General features: G+C 64.3%; 14 protein-coding genes. 13 read left to right on the forward strand and 1 reads right to left on the reverse strand.

Translation table 11 applies throughout. The features are described from left to right. Nucleotides 1-38 precede the first annotated feature (38 nt). On the reverse strand, nucleotides 39-1,229 hold the full coding sequence (locus NLM27_RS11230) for an aromatic ring-hydroxylating dioxygenase subunit alpha (RefSeq protein ID WP_254143359.1): 1,191 nt from the start codon (nucleotides 1,227-1,229) through the stop codon (nucleotides 39-41). Between the two features lie 181 nt (nucleotides 1,230-1,410). Here NLM27_RS11230 and NLM27_RS11235 point away from each other — a divergent pair, with 181 nt between their 5' ends. The 13 genes from NLM27_RS11235 to nuoH all read left to right on the forward strand — a co-directional run bounded on the left by NLM27_RS11235 (nucleotide 1,411) and on the right by nuoH (nucleotide 15,062). Then, nucleotides 1,411-1,926 carry a MarR family winged helix-turn-helix transcriptional regulator gene (locus NLM27_RS11235; RefSeq protein WP_254143360.1) on the forward strand — a complete coding sequence of 172 codons (516 nt, stop codon included), beginning with the start codon at nucleotides 1,411-1,413 and terminating at the stop codon, nucleotides 1,924-1,926. A 142-nt stretch (nucleotides 1,927-2,068) separates the two neighbouring features. Beyond that, the gene (locus tag NLM27_RS11240; protein ID WP_254148797.1) at nucleotides 2,069-4,360 is read left to right on the forward strand and encodes a TonB-dependent siderophore receptor; all 2,292 of its coding nucleotides are present in this window, start codon (nucleotides 2,069-2,071) and stop codon (nucleotides 4,358-4,360) included. A 22-nt stretch (nucleotides 4,361-4,382) separates the two neighbouring features. Next, nucleotides 4,383-5,519 carry a PepSY domain-containing protein gene (locus tag NLM27_RS11245; protein WP_254143361.1) on the forward strand — a complete coding sequence of 379 codons (1,137 nt, stop codon included), beginning with the start codon at nucleotides 4,383-4,385 and terminating at the stop codon, nucleotides 5,517-5,519. 478 nt (nucleotides 5,520-5,997) lie between these two features. Beyond that, nucleotides 5,998-6,363, forward strand: coding sequence for an NADH-quinone oxidoreductase subunit A (locus NLM27_RS11250; RefSeq protein WP_008136158.1), 366 nt, complete (start codon nucleotides 5,998-6,000; stop codon nucleotides 6,361-6,363). Next, on the forward strand, nucleotides 6,354-6,941 hold the full coding sequence (locus tag NLM27_RS11255; protein ID WP_254143362.1) for an NADH-quinone oxidoreductase subunit B family protein: 588 nt from the start codon (nucleotides 6,354-6,356) through the stop codon (nucleotides 6,939-6,941). Before NLM27_RS11250 ends, NLM27_RS11255 begins: the two co-directional genes overlap by 10 nt. Nucleotides 6,942-6,952: 11 nt before the next feature. Continuing rightward, nucleotides 6,953-7,564 (forward strand): NADH-quinone oxidoreductase subunit C, encoded by a 612-nt coding sequence (locus tag NLM27_RS11260; RefSeq protein ID WP_254143363.1) that lies wholly within the window; start codon nucleotides 6,953-6,955, stop codon nucleotides 7,562-7,564. 2 nt (nucleotides 7,565-7,566) lie between these two features. Further along, the gene (locus tag NLM27_RS11265; protein ID WP_254143364.1) at nucleotides 7,567-8,763 is read left to right on the forward strand and encodes an NADH-quinone oxidoreductase subunit D; all 1,197 of its coding nucleotides are present in this window, start codon (nucleotides 7,567-7,569) and stop codon (nucleotides 8,761-8,763) included. Further along, nucleotides 8,763-9,740 carry an FkbM family methyltransferase gene (locus NLM27_RS11270; RefSeq protein WP_254143365.1) on the forward strand — a complete coding sequence of 326 codons (978 nt, stop codon included), beginning with the start codon at nucleotides 8,763-8,765 and terminating at the stop codon, nucleotides 9,738-9,740. Before NLM27_RS11265 ends, NLM27_RS11270 begins: the two co-directional genes overlap by 1 nt. 10 nt (nucleotides 9,741-9,750) lie before the next feature. Continuing rightward, nucleotides 9,751-10,362, forward strand: a complete 612-nt coding sequence (gene nuoE / locus NLM27_RS11275) for an NADH-quinone oxidoreductase subunit NuoE (RefSeq protein ID WP_254143366.1) — start codon at nucleotides 9,751-9,753, stop codon at nucleotides 10,360-10,362. After that, on the forward strand, nucleotides 10,362-10,562 hold the full coding sequence (locus NLM27_RS11280) for a hypothetical protein (protein WP_254143367.1): 201 nt from the start codon (nucleotides 10,362-10,364) through the stop codon (nucleotides 10,560-10,562). Before nuoE ends, NLM27_RS11280 begins: the two co-directional genes overlap by 1 nt. Nucleotides 10,563-10,577: 15 nt before the next feature. Then, nucleotides 10,578-11,903, forward strand: coding sequence for an NADH-quinone oxidoreductase subunit NuoF (gene nuoF, locus NLM27_RS11285; protein ID WP_254143368.1), 1,326 nt, complete (start codon nucleotides 10,578-10,580; stop codon nucleotides 11,901-11,903). 5 nt (nucleotides 11,904-11,908) lie between these two features. Beyond that, entirely contained in the window at nucleotides 11,909-13,984 is a 2,076-nt protein-coding gene (gene nuoG / locus NLM27_RS11290) for an NADH-quinone oxidoreductase subunit NuoG (RefSeq protein ID WP_254143369.1), read from the forward strand. A 10-nt stretch (nucleotides 13,985-13,994) separates the two neighbouring features. Further along, nucleotides 13,995-15,062: an NADH-quinone oxidoreductase subunit NuoH gene (nuoH, locus tag NLM27_RS11295; RefSeq protein ID WP_247277165.1), complete on the forward strand. Its 1,068-nt coding sequence runs from the start codon at nucleotides 13,995-13,997 to the stop codon at nucleotides 15,060-15,062.

Consider the following 15,062-nt stretch of genomic DNA (forward strand, 5'->3'; position numbering starts at 1 on the left):
TTGTCGTTGTCGGTCCGGCCCTCGTTGAGCCGGCTGAGTCAGCCTTCGCGGATGTAATTCCCCGCTTCGAACTCGACCGGCGGCGCGCCGCCATCGAACGAGACGCCGATCGGATCACGGCCTGCGGCGAGCGCGTCGAGCTGGTCGCTCAGCATGCGCCGGATCATGAGGATGCCGCGGTCGCTCTGGCCGAAGTGCTCCTCGGAGTGAACCGTTACATCGCCCTGGCCGACTTGGGCCTCATAGTCGCCCGGGAATTGCTGGTGCTCGGCTTCCGTCATGTCCCACCAGTACTTGCCGTTGAATTTCGAGCGCATGCGGCCGATGTCACCTGAATTCTTGACGCGGCCGGCGACATAGATGCGGAAGGACGTATCGTCGATCGGAAGTACCCAGCCGATCGACTCGACGCGGGCGAACTGCGCGACGCGCGGGTTCGGCACCACGCGCAGCGTCGGCAGCGCCGCCTCGCTGACGCGATAGAACACCTTGCCGTCGTCCTGCTTGCGCTCGGAGCGCACGAGGACGCCGCGCGGCGATTTCTCGAACTTCACCTCCGGGATCGACGCCATCATGTTGGTGAATTGCGGACCGGAGAACGAGCCGTGCAGCACCGGTACGTGGTAGGGATCGACCACGTTCTCGAAATGCTGGAGCCAGTTGCAGGGGATGATCGCGGGGCCACCGCCGCCGATTGAGGAATCATCGGCCTCGACCAGCTCGCCGTCGTCCATGTTCTCCAGGCACTCGTAAGCCGGCAGGACCGGACGCTTCTGCGCCGGGCCCATATAGGCGAAGATCAATCCGTAGCGCTCTTCGACCGGATACCAGGGCTGGCGCACCTTGTCCTTGAACTGGCCGCCATCAGGCTCGCAGGGCTGCTCCAGGCAGTGGCCCTCGGTGTCGAACTTCCAGCCGTGATAGCAGCAGCGGATGCCGTCCTCCTCGACCTTGCCGTAGTAAAGCGTGGTGCCGCGGTGACAGCAGCGCGCGTGCAGGAGGCCGGCGCGGCCATGCTTGTCGCGGAACAGCACGAGATCCTCGCCCAGCGCACGCACCTTCTTCGGTGTGTCGGTGGCGTCGCTGGTGAGCCCGACCGGATGCCAGTAGCGGCGGAGCAGTTCGCCCATCGGCGTGCCCCGCACGACCGAGGTGAGCTCGGTGCGTGTATGCGCCGGCTTCATCGCATAGGCCGTGCCGAGATCGCGATCCCGCTGGGTGATGGTCATGCTGGTCCTCCCGCTTGGGCCGTGCCGGCCGGGCTTCATTTCTCGCCTTGTCCGCAGTGAAAAATAAATCGATGACAATGTCAACGATCTTCCAAATGCCTCTTAGACGCATTCGGATGAGGCGGGGGGCCCACGGGGACCCGGACTTGGCAGGCCCCGGCTTTCTTGGCAGAGGTGGAACATGAGCCAGACCGAGTGCAGGGGCGGGTCGACGTCGTCGGACACGGGCGAGCGCGATCCGGCGGCGCCGATCACCGTGATGCTGTCGTCGCGGTTGATGGTGCTCGCCAATTTGCTCAAGCGGGGCGCCATCCTTCGCTACAAGCGTCTCACCGGGCTGAACTCGGTCGAGTTCGGCCTCGTCGCCTCGCTCGGCCGGCGGCCGCCGATGAGCGTGGCGCGGCTCGCCGAAGCCGTCGGCCAGGACAAGGGACAGATCAGCCGCGCGTTGGCAAATCTGTTGTCGCGCAAGCTGATCGCGAAAGCGGCAAATCCGAAGGACAGCCGCGAGGTGCTGATCTCGCTGACCGCGACTGGCCTCGCTGCGCATGATGCGATCGTCGAAGGCGCCCAGGAGCGCAATCGGCGGCTGCTGGAACATCTGAGCGAAGCCGAGTTCCACGCGCTATTGCAGCAGGTCGATCAGCTCACGGCGATCGCCGCCGAGATGCTCGAGATCGAGAAGAACTTGCGCTGACGTCTCGGCAATCCCTGGAAATATTGGAGCGCTTCTAAGAGTTCTTCTAAGAAGCATTCAATTAGCGAATTCGCGCGCGCTCACATAATCGTCATCACAAGCGCATGCGGCCGCGGGGGCTGGCGGCATGACGCATCAGAACATGCAGCTTTGGGGTGGCGCGATGAACAGTCTTAGAAGGCTGCGGTCGGCCGTGTTGGCGACCGCATCCGCTTTTGTCTTGGTGCCGCAGGCATCGTTCGCACAATCGTCGACGCAAGGCGGCGCGTCGACTTTGCCGTCGGTGACCGTCACCGCGCCGGAAGCGCGCCGCCGCGCGGTCGCAACCCCTCAGCGCCGCGCGCCGCGCTCGTCAGTGCAGCAGACCACCAACAGGAACAGGCCGCAGCCGCAGCGCGATGTCGGCTTCGTCGAGACGCCGCGCGGTCCGGTGAACGGCTACGTCGCCGGTCGCAGCTCCTCGGGCACCAAGACCAACACGCCGATCATGGAGACGCCGCAATCGGTGTCGGTGATCGGCGCCGAGCAGATCCGCGACCAGAAGCCGAACAAGCTCGACGAGGTCCTGCGCTACACCGCCGGCGTGCGGGCAGGGACCTTTGGTGCGGACACGCGCAACGACTGGTGGCTGATCCGCGGCTTCAAGTCCGACGACATCGGGTTGTTCCTCGACGGCATGCAGCTGTTCTACACGTCCTATGCGAGTTGGAAGCTTCAACCGTTCAACATGGAGCGCGTCGAGGTGCTGCGCGGTCCGTCGGCGGTGCTCTATGGCGGATCGAGCCCGAGCGGCATCGTCAACGTCATCAGCAAGATGCCGCCGGCCGAACCGATCCGTTACGTCGAGACCGGCGTCAACAATTTCGGCAACGCCTATGTTGGCTTCGATTTCGGCGGACCGGTCGCGACGAGCCCCGAGAACGGCAAGCTGTTCGCCCGCGTGGTTGGCCAGGTCCAGAACGGCGGCACGCAGGTCAACTTCACGCCCGACAACAACTACTTCATCGCGCCGTCGGTCACCTGGAAGCCGGATGCCGACACGACGTTCACGGTGCTTGCCTCGGCCTCGAAGCAGGATACCCGCGGCATCAACTTCCTGCCCTATGAGGGCACGGTGACCAACGCGCCGTTCGGCAAGATCCCGACCAGTTTCTTCGTCGGCGATCCCGCTGTCGACAAGTTCACGCGCGAGCAGGAGATGCTCGGCTATCAGTTCGAGCGTAATCTCACCGACGATCTCACATTCCGTCAGAACGCGCGCTTCGCGCATGTCGACATCAGCTATCGCGGCTATATCGGCAACGGCTGGGACAACATCAATACAGCCACGATGGCCCGCTATAATTGGTATGCGAAGAATACCGCGAACCAGGCCAATCTCGACAACCAGCTCGAGTACCGCTTCGATACCGGTCCGGTGAAGCACACGATGCTGTTCGGGGTCGACCTGAAGGGCTATCAGATCGATGATTATCAGGCATTCAACTTCGGCACCGTTCCGTCGATCAACGTCTTCAATCCCGTCTACGGTATTAACATTCCGCTCGCGGGCCCGCCGTTCCGCAACTTCCTGATCACTCAGAAGCAGGCCGGCACCTACGTCCAGGACCAGATGAAGCTCGGCAACTTCACGCTGGTGCTGAGCGGGCGCAATGACTGGGTCGAGACGACACAGGCCGCCCGTGACACGGGTGCGACGCTTGCGAGCAACAATGACAGCCGTTTCAGCGGTCGTGCCGGCTTGATCTACAATTTCGACAACGGCATCGCGCCGTATGTCTCCTATGCCACCAGCTACAACCCGATCATCGGCCTCAATGCACAAAACCAGCTGTTCGTGCCGGAGACCGGCAAGCAGGCCGAAATTGGTGTGAAAGTCGCTCCCAGGGGATTTGACGGCTACTTCACTGCCTCGCTGTTCGATCTGACGCGCCAGAACGTGCCGACCACCGATCCGGTGATCACCACGCTGCAGAACCAGACGGGCGAAGTGACCTCGCGCGGCATCGAGCTTGAAGCAGTGGCAAATGCCACGAAGGAGCTGAAGTTCATCGGCGCCTTCACGGCCTATCATTTGTTTACCAGCAAGGATCTCAATTCGGCGCTGGTCGGCAAGACGCCGACCAATACGCCCCAGATGCTGGTCTCGGGCTGGGCCGACTACACGTTCAAGGATGGGCCGCTTGAAGGATTTGGTTTCGGCGGCGGCGTGCGCTATGTCGGCTCCTCCTGGGCCGACCAGGCCAACACCCTCGAGGTTCCCGCAGTGGTGCTCGGCGATCTCGCGGTCCACTACGAATGGCAGAACTGGCGCACGGCGATCAACGTGATCAATTTGACCGACAAGATCTATGTCGCGAGCTGCGCGGCGGCGTCATCCTGCTTCTACGGAGACCGCCGGCGCGTCACCGCCAGCGTCTCCTACAGATGGTGAGGACAGGCGAGGGAAGGCGAGCGTGAAGGCGCGCACGGTCAGGCTCTGGTCCGTGGTCCACACCTGGACCAGCCTGATCTCGACCGTGTTCCTGCTGCTGCTCTGCCTGACCGGCTTGCCGCTGGTCTTCCATCACGAGATCGATGAGCTCCTGGGCTATGCCCCCCAGCCAGAAGCTCAAGCGGGCGCGGCGCGCGCGACGCCTCAGCACGTCGCCGACGCCGCGCTCGCCGCCGATCCCGGCCGGGTCATGCAATATATCTCCTGGGACAAGGACGAGCCCGGGATCGTGATGGCGTTCACCAACAGCGCTCCCGACGGGCCTCCCGACAACGCGACGGTGCGGGCCTTCGACGCCGTCTCGGCAAAGCTGCTCGGGCCGGTCGGCGTCGGGCCGATGCTGATCGTGCTCAAGCTGCACACCGACATGTTCGCCCGCCAGGCCGGGAAATTGTTCCTCGGTGCGATGGGGCTCTTGTTCGCCGTCGCCATCGTCTCGGGCGTCGTGCTGTATTGGCCGTTCACTCGCCGCCTGCGCTTTGCCACCATCCGCGATCACGCGTCCCGCCGCGTGCGCTGGCTGGACTGGCACAATCTGATCGGGGTGGTGACGGTGGCCTGGGCGCTGGTGGTCGCACTGACCGGCGTCGTCAACACCTGGGCCGAGCTGATGCTGACCCAGTGGAAGGCGACGGAGCTCGCCAGCATGGTCGCGCCCTATGCCGGCAAGCCGCCGCCCGCGCGTCTCGCCTCGCTGGACGATGTCGTCACGCGTGCAAAAGGGGCGGCTCCCGGCATGGAGATCGCCTTCATCGCGTTTCCCGGCACGCCGTTCACGTCCTCGCATCATTTCGCCGCCTTCATGCGCGGTGACACGGCCCTGACGTCGCGGCTGCTCAAGCCGGTCCTGCTCGACGGCGAAAGCGGGGAGGTCGCCGACAGCAGGGCGCTGCCGCTCTACCTCCAGGCCCTGCTGATCTCGCAGCCGCTGCATTTCGGCGACTACGGCGGCATGCCGCTCAAGGTGATCTGGGCCGCGCTCGACCTGCTCACGATCGTCGTGATCGGCAGCGGCCTCTATCTCTGGCTGGCGCGGCGCCGGAAGCGGTCGTCAGCTCGCGTCGACGCATTCGCCAGGCGAGCCCCGGTCCCGACGTGATGCATGGCTCGTCCGACCGCTCGCGGCTGTGGATACGTGTCTTTGCGACACCTATATTACTCGCGGCAGCGACCATCATCGGACTTTTGGCTGCGCTGCTGTGGGGCTCGGTCGGCCAATATGTCGCCTGGGCCACGGTCGGGGCGCCGGTGCTGGTCACCGCCTGGGTCTGGGTGCGCTCCCGTACCCAAAAAACCGGGTAATTTTCCCGGCCGACGGGTGGCCGATAGCCGGTGCGGTCTTGCGCGCGGCAGTCTCAGACCGGGTGCTCTGCAAAACTGCGGCCGCCCTTGCTGGGTCAGCCGATCTGCTCCATACCAGCGCGGGGTGATTCCGGGATTTCCACCGTTCTGGGAGCGGCAAAGGGCCTAAAAAGAGCGTGTCTTGCGCCCATTGGTGCACTGCGCTAAGGCTCAGAATAATTCCAAATCGGACGAATCCGTGGCTGTCCCGAGGCTACGGGAAAAAGGGCTCGTCAATGAGCGGCATTCTACAGAACTATCTTCCACTCGTCGTCTTTATAGGTGTAGCGGGCCTCATTGGCCTGGTGTTGCTGATCGCGCCCTTCATCGTGGCGTTCCAGCAGCCGGACCCGGAAAAGCTGTCGGCGTATGAGTGCGGTTTCAACGCTTTCGACGACGCCCGCATGAAGTTCGACGTCCGCTTCTATCTGGTCGCCATCCTCTTCATCATCTTCGACCTCGAGGTGGCGTTCCTGTTTCCCTGGGCGGTGGCGTTCGGCAAGCTTGGCGCGACCGGCTTCTGGTCCATGGTGGTTTTCCTCGCCGTGCTGACGGTCGGGTTCGCCTATGAATGGAAGAAGGGAGCACTCGAATGGGATTGAACCGTGCATCGTCCACGGGTCCGGTCGTCGCGCCGGCCCCCAAGGGCATCCTGGATCCCTCGACCGGCAAGCCGGTCGGAGCCAATGATCCATTCTTTCTCGAGGTCAATTCCGAGTTGTCCGACAAGGGCTTCTTCGTGGCCGCGACCGACGACCTCATCACCTGGGCGCGCACCGGCTCCTTGATGTGGATGACCTTCGGTCTCGCCTGCTGCGCGGTCGAGATGATGCAGGTGTCGATGCCGCGCTACGACGTCGAGCGCTTCGGCTTCGCCCCGCGTGCTTCGCCGCGCCAGTCCGACGTGATGATCGTCGCCGGTACGCTGACCAACAAGATGGCCCCGGCCTTGCGCAAGGTCTACGACCAGATGCCCGAGCCGCGCTACGTCATCTCGATGGGCTCCTGCGCCAATGGCGGCGGTTACTATCACTATTCCTACTCGGTCGTGCGTGGCTGCGACCGCATCGTGCCGATCGACATCTACGTGCCGGGCTGCCCGCCCACGGCGGAAGCTCTGCTCTACGGCGTGCTGCTGCTGCAGAAGAAGATCCGCCGCACCGGCACCATCGAACGCTAAGGTTTTACGTCATGGACGACGCCAAGCTCGACGCACTGGGGCAGACGATCGTTAGCGCGCTTCCGGGTGCCGCCACCGGTTATCAGGTGGCCTTCAACCAACTCACGGTGGATGTCGAGGCCGCCAGGATCATCGAGGTGGTCAAGTATCTCCGCGACGACCCGAATTGCCGCTTCGTCAACATCACCGACGTGACGGCGGTCGATTACCCCTCGCGCGAAAAGCGCTTCGACGTGATCTATCACTTCCTGTCACCGACGCTGAACACGCGAATTCGCCTGCGGGTCGCCGCCGACGAGACCACGCAGGTGCCGTCGCTGATCGACGAATTCCCCGGCGCCGACTGGTTCGAACGCGAGGCCTACGATCTCTATGGCGTGTTCTTCGTCGGCCATCCCGACATGCGCCGGCTGCTGACGGACTACGGTTTCGAAGGCCATCCGCTGCGCAAGGATTTCCCGACCACCGGTTTCGTCGAGGTCCGCTACGACGACCAGGAGAAGCGGGTGGTCTACGAGCCCGTCCGGCTCAACCAGGAATTCCGCAAGTTCGATTTCCTCTCGCCGTGGGAAGGGGCGGACTATCCGCTTCCCGGTGACGAGAAGGCTGGACCGAAGGCCTGATCATGAACGAGCAACCCGAACAGCTTCGTAACTTTACGATCAACTTTGGACCGCAGCATCCGGCGGCGCACGGGGTGCTGCGCCTGGTGCTGGAGCTTGACGGCGAGATCGTCGCCCGCGTCGATCCGCATATCGGCCTGCTTCATCGCGGCACCGAAAAGCTGATCGAGCAGAAGACCTATCTCCAGGCGATCCCTTATTTCGATCGGCTGGACTACGTCGCGCCGATGAACCAGGAGCATGCCTTCTGCCTCGCCGCCGAGAAGCTGCTCGGCATCGAGGTGCCGCGCCGCGGCCAGCTGATCCGCGTGCTCTATTGCGAGATCGGCCGCATCCTGTCGCATCTGCTCAACGTCACCACGCAGGCGATGGACGTCGGCGCGCTGACCCCGCCGCTGTGGGGCTTCGAAGAGCGCGAGAAGCTGATGGTGTTCTACGAGCGCGCTTCGGGCAGCCGCATGCACGCAGCCTTCTTCCGCGTCGGCGGCGTGCATCAGGACTTGCCGCAGAAGCTGGTCGACGACATCGAGGCCTGGTGCGATCCGTTCCTCAAGGTCGTCGACGACCTCGACCGCCTGCTCACCGCCAATCGTATCTTCAAGCAGCGCAACGTCGACATCGGCGTGGTGCCGCTGAAGGAAGCCTGGGAGTGGGGTTTCTCGGGCGTGATGGTGCGCGGCTCGGGCGCGGCCTGGGACCTGCGCAAGTCGCAGCCTTACGAATGCTACGCCGAGATGGATTTCGACATCCCGATCGGCAAGAACGGCGACTGCTACGACCGCTACCTGATCCGCATGGAAGAGATGCGTCAATCTGTGCGCATCATGAGGCAGTGCATTCAGAAGCTGAACGCGGCCGACGGGAAGGGCCCCGTCGTCGTCGCGGACAACAAGGTCGCTCCGCCGCGTCGTGGCGAGATGAAGCGCTCGATGGAAGCGCTGATCCATCACTTCAAGCTCTACACCGAAGGCGTCCACGTGCCGGCCGGCGAGGTCTACGCCGCCGTCGAGGCGCCCAAGGGCGAGTTCGGCGTCTATCTCGTCTCCGATGGCACCAACAAGCCCTACAAGTGCAAGATCCGCGCGCCGGGCTTTGCCCATCTGCAGGCCATGGACCACATCTGCCGCGGCCATCTGCTCGCCGACGTCTCGGCGATCCTGGGCTCGCTCGACATCGTATTCGGAGAGGTCGATCGGTGATGGCGCAGGCGCCAATCCAGTTTGACCGCGCCTCGGGGGCCCTTGAAGGGGCCAACCTGTGGGAGCGGACGGCTGCCTTGGCGCTGGTGACGGGGTCGAAGATCTCGTCGCACTTCTCGCATATGGGCTATATCGCCTGCGCCAATCTGCTGGCGAAGACGCTGCCAAAGCGCAACATCGCGATCAGGCTCAATCCCGACGCCGTGTTCGAATTCCCCTACGGCGACGGCTATTGGAGCAAGCTGCTCAACCGCTCCTACAATTACGAGGACGAGCTCGAGCTCTTGTTCGCCCACTCCGTCGACGTCGACTACACGCTGCTCGATTGCGGTGCCAATTACGGCTACTGGTCGGTGCTGGTCTCGAGCAGGCCGTTCGGCTCGCACAAGGCGATCGCGATCGAGCCGTCGGGGCAGAACTATCCGAAGCTCGCCAACAACGCCCGCGTCAACGCTGGCCGCTTCGAGACGATGAAGTGCGCGATCGGCTCTACCCGCGGCACCGCGCACCTGTCGGGCACCAAGCATGAAGCCTTCAGCATCGCCGGCGATCCTTCAGTCGGCGGTGAGGAGGTGCCGGTCATCGCGCTCGACAATCTCATCGACGACGGCAAGATCGCCGCCAGCGGCAAGTACCTGATCAAGCTCGACGTCGAGGGCGTCGAGATCGAGGCGATCAAGGGCGGGGCCCGGCTGCTCGAGGCCGACAGCGTCATCATGTGCGAGGAGCACGGCAGCGACCGCTCCCATGCGGTGTCGCGCTACATCCTCGAACAGACCCCGCTGAAGCTGATCGTGTTCGATCCGCGCAGCAACCGAATGGAGACCGTGACCGAGCTGTCGATCCTCGACCGCATCAAGGTCTCGACCCACGTCGGCTACAACGTTTTCGGCACCGCAAGCGCATTCTGGCAGGACAGGATCGAGGCCCTGAATGCCAAGATCCTGAATGCCAAAACCGCGCGCCGTATGCAGTGAGAGATAAGAGATGTCCGTTCGCCGATTAGCACCGAAGGAAGTCCAGCCCGCGAGCTTTGCGTTCACGGAGGAGAACCTCGCGTTCGCCAAGCAGCAGATCGCGAAATATCCGGCCGGCCGCCAAGCCTCCGCGGTCATCGCCATTCTCTGGCGCGTTCAGGAACAGCACGAGGGCTGGGTCTCGGAAGCCGCGATCCGCGCCGTCGCCGACCTGCTCGACATGCCCTATATCCGCGTGCTGGAGGTTGCGACCTTCTACACGATGTTCCAGCTCGCCCCCGTCGGCAAGAAGGCCCATGTCCAGGTCTGCGGCACCACGCCGTGCCGCCTGCGCGGCGCCGAAGATCTGATCCACGTCTGCGAGCACCGCATCCATCACGAGCCGTTCCACCTCTCCAAGGACGGCAATTTCAGCTGGGAAGAGGTGGAGTGCCTGGGCGCCTGCGTGAATGCGCCGATGGTGCTGATCGGCAAGGACACCTACGAGGACCTGACCAAGGAGAGCTTTGGCAAGGTGCTCGACGGCTTTGCTTCGGGCAGTCCGCCCAAGCCAGGTCCGCAGAACGGCCGCCAGTTCTCGGCGCCGACCGGTGGACCGACCACGCTGAAGGAGATCTCCTGATGCGTGATCTCATCGCAATCGGAGGGACCGAGGCCGTGAAGAAATGGGGCTTCGTCGCCATGCACGCCGCGATCGCGGCTGCCTTCATGTTCCTGCTGCAGCGTTTCTTCATGAACGCGTCGCAGGAGACCAGTCTGCTCTGGGCGCTGTTCTTCGCAGTCTGCGCCGCCGGACTCGCCTACAAGCAGTCCATTCGTTGATCGGAAAGCACTGATATGCTCGAGGACAAGGACCGCATCTTCAAGAACCTCTACGGCCTCCATGATTGGGGGCTCGAGGGCGCGCGGCGCCGCGGCGCCTGGGATGGCACCAAGAACATCATCGACAAGGGCCGCGACTGGATCATCAACGAGATGAAGGCGTCGGGCCTGCGTGGCCGCGGCGGCGCCGGCTTCCCGACCGGCCTGAAATGGTCGTTCATGCCGAAGGAATCGACCGACGGCCGGCCGAGCTACCTCGTCGTCAATGCCGACGAGTCCGAGCCCGGCACCTGCAAGGATCGCGAGATCATGCGGCACGATCCGCATCTCCTGATCGAGGGCTGCCTGATCGCGAGCTGCGCCATGAACGCGCATGCCTGCTACATCTATGTCCGCGGCGAGTTCATCCGCGAGCGCGAGCATCTCCAGGCCGCGATAGACCAGGCCTATGAGGCCAAGCTGGTCGGCAAGGACAACGTCAACGGCTGGCCGTTCGACATCTATGTCGCCCACGGCGCCGGCGCCTATATCTGCGGCGAGGAGACCGCGCTGCTCGAAAGCCTCGAAGGCAAGAAGGGCCAGCCGCGCCTGAAGCCGCCGTTCCCGGCCAATGTCGGCCTGTTCGGCTGCCCGACCACCGTCAATAACGTCGAGTCGATCGCCGTTGCGCCCGATATCCTGCGGCGCGGTGCGGCGTGGTTCGCCGGCATCGGTCGTCCGAACAATGTCGGCACCAAGCTGTTCTGCATCTCCGGCCACGTCGAGCGGCCCTGCAACGTCGAAGAAGCCATGGGCATTCCGTTCCGTGAGCTGATCGACAAGCATTGCGGTGGCATCCGCGGCGGCTGGGACAACCTCAAGGCCGTGATCCCCGGCGGCTCGTCGGTGCGCATGGTGCCGGCCGAGCAGATCATCGACACGCCGATGGATTTCGACAGCTTGAGCAAGCTGCGTTCGGGTCTCGGTACTGCCGCCGTGATCGTGATGGACAAGTCGACCGACTTGATCCGCGCCATCGCCCGCATCTCCTATTTCTACAAGCATGAGAGCTGCGGCCAGTGCACGCCTTGTCGCGAGGGCACCGGGTGGATGTGGCGCGTCCTGACCCGCATGGCCGAAGGCCGCGCCCACAAGCGCGAGATCGACATGCTGCTGGAGGTCACCAAGCAGGTCGAAGGCCACACCATCTGCGCGCTCGGCGACGCGGCGGCGTGGCCGATCCAGGGCCTGATCGCGCATTTCCGTCACGAGATCGAAGCGCGCATCGACCAGTATTCGCACAAGGCCGACATCGACGATATCGGCGTCCGCGATCCCGTGAACATGGTCGCGGCGGAGTAGGAAGAATGACCAAGCTCATCATCGACGGCAAAGAGATCGATGTCCCCGCCGAATTCACGCTGCTCCAGGCGTGCGAGGCGGCGGGCGCCGAGATTCCGCGCTTCTGCTATCACGAGCGGCTGTCGATCGCCGGCAATTGCAGGATGTGCCTCGTCGAAGTGAAGGGCGGCCCGAAGCCGGTTGCGAGCTGCGCCTGGGGCGTGCGCGACTGCCGTCCGGGCCCCAAGGGCGAGCCGCCGGAGATCTCCACGCGTTCGCCGATGGTGAAGAAGGCGCGCGAAGGCGTGATGGAGTTCCTTCTGATCAACCATCCGCTGGATTGCCCGATCTGCGACCAGGGCGGCGAGTGCGATCTGCAGGACCAGGCGATGGGCTACGGTGTCGACACCAGCCGATTCGCCGAGAACAAGCGCGCGGTCGAGGACAAGTATCTCGGCGCGCTGGTCAAGACCTCGATGAACCGCTGTATCCAGTGCACGCGCTGCGTCCGCTTCTCGGCGGAAGTCGCCGGCGCGCCCGAAATGGGCGCCACCGGTCGCGGCGAGGACATGGAGATCACGACCTATCTCGAACACGCGCTGACGTCTGAATTGCAGGGCAACCTCGTCGACATCTGCCCGGTCGGCGCGCTGACCTCGAAGCCCTATGCCTTTGCGGCGCGTCCGTGGGAGCTCGGCAAGACCCAGTCGATCGACGTCATGGACGGCGTTGGATCTGCGATCCGCGTCGACACCCGCGGCCGTGAAGTGATGCGCGTGCTGCCGCGCATCAACGAGGCCGTGAACGAAGAGTGGATCTCCGACAAGACCCGCCACGTCGTCGACGGCCTGCGCACCCAGCGTCTCGACCGGCCCTATATCCGCGAGGCCGGCAAGCTGCGCGCGGCGAGCTGGCCCGAAGCCTTCGCCGCCATCGCCGCCAAGGCCGCGCGGACCGACGGCAAGCGCATCGGCGCGATCGCCGGCGATCTGGCCGGCGTCGAGGAGATGTTTGCGCTGAAGGATCTTCTCGCCAAATACGGCTCGGGCAATCTGGCGGTGCAGGGCGGCGACGCCTTCGATCCCGCGCTCGGCCGCGGCTCCTACATCTTCAACCCGACATTCGTCGGCGTGGAGCAGGCCGACGCGCTGCTCATCATTGGCGCCAATCCGCGCAAGGAGGCGGCCGTGTTCAACGCCCGCATCCGCAAGCGCTGGCGCGCCGGCGGCTTCAAGGTCGGCGTGATCGGCGCCAAGGCCGATCTGACCTATGACTACGACCATCTCGGCGCAGGCACCGAGACGCTCGGCGAGGTCGCGGCCGGCAAGCACTCCTTCATGGACGTGCTGAAGAACGCCAAGCACCCGATCATCCTGGTCGGCGCGGGCGCGACTTCGCGTCACGACGGCGCCGCCATTCTCGCGGCCGCCGCCAAGCTCGCGCTCGATGTCGGCGCGCTCAAAGACGGTTGGAACGGCTTCGGCGTGCTGCACGAGACCGCCTCGCGCGTCGGCGCGCTCGACATCGGCTTCTCCGCGACGGCGGGCGGGCTGAACGCCGCGCAAATGTCGACCTTCGGAACGCTGGACTTGCTGTTCCTGCTCGGCGCCGACGAGATCAAGGCGCCTGACGGCACCTTCGTCGTCTATATCGGCACCCATGGCGACCGCGGCGCGCATCGCGCCGACGTGATCCTGCCGGCGGCGGCCTACACCGAGAAGTCCGCGATCTACGTCAACACCGAAGGCCGCGTGCAGATGACCGGCCGCGCCGCATTCCCGCCGGGCGAAGCCCGCGAGGACTGGGCGATCATCCGTGCGCTGTCGGAAGCGCTCGGCAAGAAGCTCGGCTATGACTCGCTTCCGGCGCTGCGGCAGGCGATCTTCAAGGCTGTGCCGCACCTGATCCGTCTCGACCAGATTGAGGCCGGTTCCGCCGATCAGATCAAGAAGCTGGCGGGGAAGGGCGGCTCGCCCGAGAAGGCGCCGTTCAAGCCGCTGGTCGAGGACTTCTACCTGACCAACCCAATCGCGCGTGCGTCCGCCATCATGGCGGAATGCTCGCGCCTCGCCTCCGGGCACATGCTGACCGCAGCGGAGTGAGCGTGATCTGATGGAATTCTTCGAAAGCGCATTCTGGACCGGGTTCCTCTGGCCGCTGATCATCATGGTCGCGGAGAGCGTCCTCGTGCTCGTCGTCCTCCTGGTCGCGATCGCCTACATCCTGCTCGCCGACCGCAAGATCTGGGCGGCGGTGCAGATCCGCCGCGGCCCGAACGTCGTCGGCCCGTGGGGCCTGCTGCAATCCTTCGCGGACTTGCTCAAGTTCGTGCTGAAGGAGCCGATCATCCCCGCCGGGGCCAACAAGGGCGTGTTCCTGCTGGCGCCGCTGGTGTCGTGCGTGCTCGCGCTCGCGGCCTGGGCGGTGATCCCGACCAATCTCGGCTGGGTGATCTCCGACATCAATGTCGGCATCCTCTTCATCTTCGCGATCTCGTCCCTGTCGATCTACGGCATCATCATGGCCGGCTGGTCGTCGAACTCGAAGTACCCGTTCCTTGCCGCGCTGCGCTCGGCGGCGCAGATGGTGTCCTACGAGGTCTCGATCGGCTTCGTCATCATCACGGTGCTGCTCTGCGCCGGCACGCTGAACCTGTCGGCCGTGGTCGAAGCCCAGCATGCGCGCGGACTTGCCAGCCTGATCGGGCTGCCGCAGCTGACGATCCTGAACTGGTACGTCTGGCCGCTGTTCCCGATGTTCGTGGTGTTCTACGTCTCGGCGCTGGCGGAGACCAACCGTCCGCCCTTCGACCTCGTCGAAGCGGAATCCGAGCTCGTGGCGGGCTTCATGGTCGAATACGGCTCGACGCCGTACCTCTTGTTCATGCTCGGCGAGTATGTCGCGATCGTCACGATGTGCGCGATGGCGACCATCCTGTTCCTCGGAGGCTGGCTGCCGCCGGTCGACCTGCCGCCCTTCAACTGGGTGCCGGGGATCATCTGGTTTTCGCTGAAGCTGTTCTTCATGTTCTTCCTGTTCGCGATGGCGAAGGCGATCGTGCCGCGCTACCGCTACGATCAACTGATGCGTCTCGGCTGGAAGGTGTTCCTGCCGATCTCGCTGGCGATGGTGATCGTGGTGGCCGGTGTGCTGCATTTCGCCGGCATCGCGCCGAAGTGA

It is taken from the genome of Bradyrhizobium sp. CCGB12 (assembly GCF_024199845.1).
Classification (GTDB): Bacteria; Pseudomonadota; Alphaproteobacteria; order Rhizobiales; family Xanthobacteraceae; genus Bradyrhizobium.

Excerpts from the sequence above, each read along its gene's own strand:
- NLM27_RS11230 (WP_254143359.1), bottom strand. The coding sequence starts at position 1,229 with ATGACCATCACCCAGCGGGATCGCGATCTCGGCACGGCCTATGCGATG.
- nuoG (WP_254143369.1), top strand. The coding sequence starts at position 11,909 with ATGACCAAGCTCATCATCGACGGCAAAGAGATCGATGTCCCCGCCGAA.
- NLM27_RS11265 (WP_254143364.1), top strand. The coding sequence starts at position 7,567 with ATGAACGAGCAACCCGAACAGCTTCGTAACTTTACGATCAACTTTGGA.
- NLM27_RS11280 (WP_254143367.1), top strand. The coding sequence starts at position 10,362 with ATGCGTGATCTCATCGCAATCGGAGGGACCGAGGCCGTGAAGAAATGG.
- nuoF (WP_254143368.1), top strand. The coding sequence starts at position 10,578 with ATGCTCGAGGACAAGGACCGCATCTTCAAGAACCTCTACGGCCTCCAT.
- nuoH (WP_247277165.1), top strand. The coding sequence starts at position 13,995 with ATGGAATTCTTCGAAAGCGCATTCTGGACCGGGTTCCTCTGGCCGCTG.
- NLM27_RS11240 (WP_254148797.1), top strand. The coding sequence starts at position 2,069 with ATGCAGCTTTGGGGTGGCGCGATGAACAGTCTTAGAAGGCTGCGGTCG.
- NLM27_RS11260 (WP_254143363.1), top strand. The coding sequence starts at position 6,953 with ATGGACGACGCCAAGCTCGACGCACTGGGGCAGACGATCGTTAGCGCG.
- NLM27_RS11235 (WP_254143360.1), top strand. The coding sequence starts at position 1,411 with ATGAGCCAGACCGAGTGCAGGGGCGGGTCGACGTCGTCGGACACGGGC.
- NLM27_RS11255 (WP_254143362.1), top strand. The coding sequence starts at position 6,354 with ATGGGATTGAACCGTGCATCGTCCACGGGTCCGGTCGTCGCGCCGGCC.
- NLM27_RS11270 (WP_254143365.1), top strand. The coding sequence starts at position 8,763 with ATGGCGCAGGCGCCAATCCAGTTTGACCGCGCCTCGGGGGCCCTTGAA.
- nuoE (WP_254143366.1), top strand. The coding sequence starts at position 9,751 with ATGTCCGTTCGCCGATTAGCACCGAAGGAAGTCCAGCCCGCGAGCTTT.
- NLM27_RS11250 (WP_008136158.1), top strand. The coding sequence starts at position 5,998 with ATGAGCGGCATTCTACAGAACTATCTTCCACTCGTCGTCTTTATAGGT.